This is a genomic window from Aeromonas sp. HMWF014 (assembly GCF_963878295.1).
GTDB classification, from domain to species: domain Bacteria; phylum Pseudomonadota; class Gammaproteobacteria; order Enterobacterales; family Aeromonadaceae; genus Aeromonas; species Aeromonas popoffii.
On the sequence record NZ_CAWNYS010000241.1, the window covers coordinates 3,277 to 8,369 of the forward strand.

The 5,093-nt window shown below is 58.8% G+C and carries 6 protein-coding genes; all 6 read right to left on the reverse strand.

Annotated features, from left to right (window positions below):
* Positions 1-359, reverse strand: a 359-nt coding sequence (locus AAC083_RS22995; RefSeq protein WP_258224647.1) for a flavodoxin-dependent (E)-4-hydroxy-3-methylbut-2-enyl-diphosphate synthase, incomplete at its 3' end; no start/stop codon positions are given.
* A 10-nt stretch (positions 360-369) separates the two neighbouring features.
* Complete coding sequence (gene rodZ, locus AAC083_RS09745; protein WP_108536480.1) at positions 370-1,314, reverse strand: cytoskeleton protein RodZ; 945 nt, start codon at positions 1,312-1,314, stop codon at positions 370-372.
* Positions 1,304-2,095 carry a PilW family type IVa pilus biogenesis/stability lipoprotein TapF gene (tapF, locus tag AAC083_RS09750; RefSeq protein WP_108536481.1) on the reverse strand — a complete coding sequence of 264 codons (792 nt, stop codon included), beginning with the start codon at positions 2,093-2,095 and terminating at the stop codon, positions 1,304-1,306. Before tapF ends, rodZ begins: the two co-directional genes overlap by 11 nt.
* A gap of 12 nt (positions 2,096-2,107) precedes the next feature.
* On the reverse strand, positions 2,108-3,211 hold the full coding sequence (locus AAC083_RS09755; protein WP_042034400.1) for a bifunctional tRNA (adenosine(37)-C2)-methyltransferase TrmG/ribosomal RNA large subunit methyltransferase RlmN: 1,104 nt from the start codon (positions 3,209-3,211) through the stop codon (positions 2,108-2,110).
* 166 nt (positions 3,212-3,377) lie between these two features.
* Positions 3,378-3,806 carry a nucleoside-diphosphate kinase gene (gene ndk, locus AAC083_RS09760; protein WP_042034402.1) on the reverse strand — a complete coding sequence of 143 codons (429 nt, stop codon included), beginning with the start codon at positions 3,804-3,806 and terminating at the stop codon, positions 3,378-3,380.
* Between the two features lie 283 nt (positions 3,807-4,089).
* Positions 4,090-5,093: aminopeptidase PepB (gene pepB, locus AAC083_RS09765; RefSeq protein ID WP_258224646.1), on the reverse strand; the 1,004-nt coding region annotated here is incomplete at its 5' end.

The following is a 5,093-nucleotide window of genomic DNA, read 5'->3' on the forward strand; positions in this document are numbered from 1 at the left end:
CGCACCCGCTCTTCGTTGCCTATGTTGCCCGGGTTGATGCGCAGGCAGTCGGCGCCATACTCGGCCACTTTGAGCGCGATGCGGTAGTCGAAGTGGATGTCGGCAACGATGGGGATACGGGTCTGCTGCTTGATGAGCTTGAAGGCTTCCGCCGCTTCCATGGTGGGTACCGAGACCCGGACTATGTCGGCGCCAACCCGTTCGATCCGCCGGATCTGCTCGACGGTGGCGGCTACGTCCGTGGTCTTGGTGTTGGTCATGGTCTGGACCGTGATGGGTGCGTCGCCCCCAACCGGTACGTTACCGACCATGATCTGCCTGGATTTACGACGAATGATGGGAGATTCGTGAGCGGACATGGCGGACAGATTACTCCTGCGGCAGTGAGAGGCGAGCAGTCCGGCCGTTGTTGTAACGGCTCATGTCGATGGACTTGCCCTGATATTCCATATTGACCGCCATGGGCGCGCCAATGATGAGCTTGAGCGGCTCGGGTCCTTCCAATACCAGTTGATCATTTGCCTTTTTCAGGCCGCTGAACAGTGTCTTGCCATTGGCATCCTTGACGTCCAGCCAGCAGTCGGCGGTGAAACTCATCTTGAGCTGAGGTGCCTTGGCGGGATCCGTCGTCGCATCGTCTGCTACCGCCAGCGTCGACACACTCGCAGCGGCCACAGTCGCCACGGCGGCATCGGCTACGGGAGCAGAGACCGCAGCCTCGGTGCCGGTCGCCGCGGAGATCGGTGCGGCCACGCTAGCGTCGACTGCAACCGGTGATTGCACCGCCCCCTCAATGAGAACAGGGTTAACAATCTCTGGCGACGCCTCGGCAGAGGGCACCACGATGGTAGCGCTCATTTCAGTGGCCGCCAGGGCCTCGTCACCGGCGGAGCGGCGCGCCGTGCTCTGCCACCACCAGGCGACGGAGAGCGCGATCAGCACCAGGATCACCAGCCAGGTCACCACCTTGAGCCGACTGTCGTTGGCCTGCTGGCGCGAGCGACGGGAGAAGCTCTGCATATCGATGTTGTCGGGAGGGGTCAGCCCCAGCTTGTCGTAGGCGGCCAGGATGGTTTCATCCGGGATGCCGACCAGCTTGGCGTAGGTACGCAGGTAGCCCCGGATAAAGGTATGGGAAGTGTGCTTGTCATACGTATCTGATTCGATCGCAGCAATCAGGGTCAGACGAAGGTGAATGCGGGACGCAACCTGTTCTCGTGTCCAGCCAAGCTGTTCACGGGCGTTGCGCAGCAGCTGGCCTGGGCCTGCTACCTGGGAGTCGTCTTGAAAATCGTGTGGCTGTTCAGTAGTCATTGGCTAAGTAACGCTTGGCTTGTTGCGAAGAGGGATATTGCCTTACCAGCTCAGTGCCGAATTGGTGAAGGAGTGCCGGTTTGTCCATGGCCTGAGCCAGCCGCAATCTCAACCAGAGACTGCTCTCGTTCTCGTCTGACGCATCGGCGAAACGAGCGAGATAGGCCTGCACATCTGGCAGCTTGTCATCTTTCATGGAAAGCTCAGCCATGTCCAGCAATAACCTTGGATTGCGGGGATTATACCCCAAGGCCAAGCGATAGTACTCGCTTGCTTTATCATTTCTACCATTTTGCGCGGCGCAAAGTGCCGCATTTTCATAGGTATCAGCAATCTTGATGTAATTGGGTTGGCTGATCGCCTGCAGGAAGGCCTTCTCCGCCTCGTCGAAGCGACCACGGTTGCACAGGAAGGCACCATAGTTGTTCATTGCGTCAGCATTGGACGGATCCATGGCGAGGGCTTTCTTGTAGCTCTCCTCGGCCGCGTTGTAATCCTCTACCTGCTGGTAGAAGTAAGCGAAGCCGATATAGACCTGAGGGTTGTCGGGGTCGTACTGAAGGGCGCGATCAAGGTTGAACTTGGCCTGCTCGGCATTGCCCTGTCGAAGATATTGAATGCCTAAGTCCAGACGAGTCTGGGCTGCAGCTTTGAGGTCGGGACCCACTTCACGCTGGGTCGAATTCTGGCCCGCGTAAGTGGTCTCGGTAACACAGCCTGGCAGCGCGCAGAGCGCTGCCACTACGATCAATGTACGTGTATCCATTCCCTGACTATACAATGGCTTAGCTATTTAAACCATTTTGACGGAAATCCCATCCTGTTGCATCCGATTTTTCATGGTGCGTTTGGTGCGATCTATCACCTCCCCCACCAGCTGACCGCAGGCGGCGTCTATGTCGTCACCACGGGTCTTGCGGACGATGACGGTGAAGCCATATTCCATCAACACCTTGGAGAAACGGTCGATGCGGCTGTTGCTCGGCTTGCCATAGGGGTTGCCCGGGAAGGGGTTGAACGGGATCAGGTTGATCTTGCTCGGGGTGTCTTTGAGCACCTTGGCCAGCTCGTGGGCATGCTGCATATCGTCATTGATATGATCGAGCAGCACATACTCCACCGTCACACGGCCGCCATTGGCATTGGACTTGGCCAGATAACGGCGCACCCCAGCGAGGAAGTCCTCGATGTTGTACTTGTCGTTGATCGGCATGATCTCGGAGCGCAGCTTGTCGTTCGGCGCATGTAAGGAGATGGCCAGGGCCACGTCAATTTGATCACCAAGGATATCCAGCGCTGGCACCACACCCGAGGTGGAGATGGTCACGCGGCGCTTGGAGATACCGTAGCCGAAGTCATCCATCATCAGGCGCATGGCAGGCACCACATTGGCGAGGTTGAGCAGCGGCTCGCCCATGCCCATCATCACTACGTTAGTGATGGGGCGCTTGCCACCGACTATCTTGGCGGCGCGCCACACCTGGCCGATGATCTCGGACACTTTCAGATTGCGGTTAAACCCCTGCTGGGCGGTGGAGCAAAACTTGCACGCCAGCGCGCAACCGACCTGGGAGGAGACGCACAGGGTGGCTCGGTCTTCTTCCGGGATGTAGACGGTTTCCACTTCCTGACCGCCGACCTGCAACGCCCACTTGATGGTGCCATCCGCGGAACGCTGTTCACGGCTCACTTCCGGCGCGCGGATCTCGGCGATCGCCTTCAGGCGCTCGCGCAGTACCTTGTTGACGTTGTTCATCTGATCGAAATCATCACAACCGAAGTGATAGATCCACTTCATGATCTGATCTGCCCGGAATGGCTTCTCGCCCAGTTCGACGAAGAAGGCACGCATGGCATCCCGATCAAGATCCAGCAGGTTGGTTTTTATTTCGCTCATCAAAGGCCTCAGTCCACAAACTACATAAATTATTGGCTGACGATGTCAGGGGGCGGCATTGTACAAATAATGGGTCTGGCTTTCTACCCGGAGAATAAGGGGATATTGACCAAAAGGCCAAAAAACAAAAGGGAGCCGAGGCTCCCTTGATCATCTCAGGACAAGATCAGCGGCGCGGGCAGATCTCGTTGTCGGAGAAGAAGTAGGCAATTTCACGGGCGGCAGAGGCCGGGGCGTCGGAGCCATGCACCGCGTTGCGGTCGATGCTCTCGGCGTAGCAGGCACGCAGGGTACCGGCCTGGGCCTCTTTCGGGTTGGTCGCCCCCATGATTTCACGGTGACGGCGGATGGCCTCTTCCCCTTCCAGCACCTGTACCATCACAGGGCCCGAGGTCATAAAGCTGACCAGAGCATCATAGAAAGGCTTGCCCTGGTGTTCTGCGTAGAAACCGGCGGCTTGCTCGCTGCTCATGTGCAGCATCTTGGCGGCGATGACCTTCAGGCCAGCGCTCTCGAAGCGGTTGTAGATGGCACCGATCAGGTTTTTGCTGACAGCATCCGGTTTCACGATAGAGAAGGTACGTTCGATGGCCATTGAGATCTTTCCTTAACTACAGAGTTTTATTGTTAGAATCCATGTTCGGCGGCGATTATACGTAAACAAAAACCGAAACAACACACAAAAAAGCAACTTTTTATTAAACAAAAGCGTCCTCAAAACAACATCACCACTCATCTTGACCCAGTGCAGCAGGAAAAAATGTGCGCTTGTGCACGATAGCCCTGTTAAGCCTCTAAAACCCAGCCTATTGCTCACTAATCCAGCACAGTTGAAAAGGGCACCCTCAGGTGCCCTTCCTTGACGATTGTCATTCTGCTCAGCGCGCTTCCGCCAGCAGGGTATGCGCTATGGTGCGCATCCCCAGGGTGTTGGCGCCCGGCGCCCACAGGCTGTCACCGTTCTCGCTGAAACAGGCGGCCAGATCGACGTGCAACCAACCCCGTCCTTCATTGCCGACGAAGCGAGAGAGGAAGCCCGCCGCGTTGGAAGCGCCGCCCGGGCCACCGCCCGGCACAGGGCGGCTGTTGGCCGTGTCAGCATAGTGAGACGGGCACTGCTGGCGGTGCCAGGGCTCCAGCGGCAGCGGCCAGGCGGGCTCCTGCTCGGCATCGGCGTAAGCCATGGCACGACTCACCAGTCCCTTGTCCAGTCCAAACAGGGCGTTGTAACGCCCCCCCAGCGCCATCACGGCGGCGCCCGTCAGGGTGGCTGCATCTATGATGAGCTGCGCCCCGCTGTCGCTAGCCAGCTGCAGGCCGTCGGCCAGCACCAGGCGCCCCTCGGCATCCGTGTTGACGATTTCCACCGTGGTGCCGTTCTTGTAGGTGAGGATGTCACCCAACTTGTAGGCGTGGCCAGAGACCAGATTCTCGGCGCAGCAGAGGATGAGCTTCACCCGCTTGTCGAGGCCGCGCAGTATGGCCAGCGCCAGGGCACCGGTCACTATAGCCGCGCCCCCCATGTCATGCTTCATGGTGAGCATGCCCTGGGAGGTTTTCATGGAGTAGCCACCGGAGTCGAAGGTGATGCCCTTGCCCACCAGGGCCGCCACCACCGGGGCGTTACGATCCCCGGTCGGGTTGTAGTCCAGCTCCAGCAGCACGGGCTCACGCTCGCTGCCACGGCCAACCTGATAGAGGCCGACCCAGCCAGCCTGTTGCAGGGCTTCACCTTTCAAAATGCGGTGGCTCACCTTGTCCGGCACCAGCTCGGTGATGAAAGCCGCCGCCTCCACCGCCAGATCCAGCGGCCCCAGCTGTTCCGGGGTCGCATTGGTCATCTCGCGTACCCAGCGCCCGCACAACCAGCGTGCCTCCAGCT

Coding starts and splice junctions, on each gene's coding strand:
- ndk (WP_042034402.1), bottom strand. CDS start 3,806: ATGGCCATCGAACGTACCTTCTCTATCGTGAAACCGGATGCTGTCAGC.
- rodZ (WP_108536480.1), bottom strand. CDS start 1,314: ATGACTACTGAACAGCCACACGATTTTCAAGACGACTCCCAGGTAGCA.
- AAC083_RS09755 (WP_042034400.1), bottom strand. CDS start 3,211: ATGAGCGAAATAAAAACCAACCTGCTGGATCTTGATCGGGATGCCATG.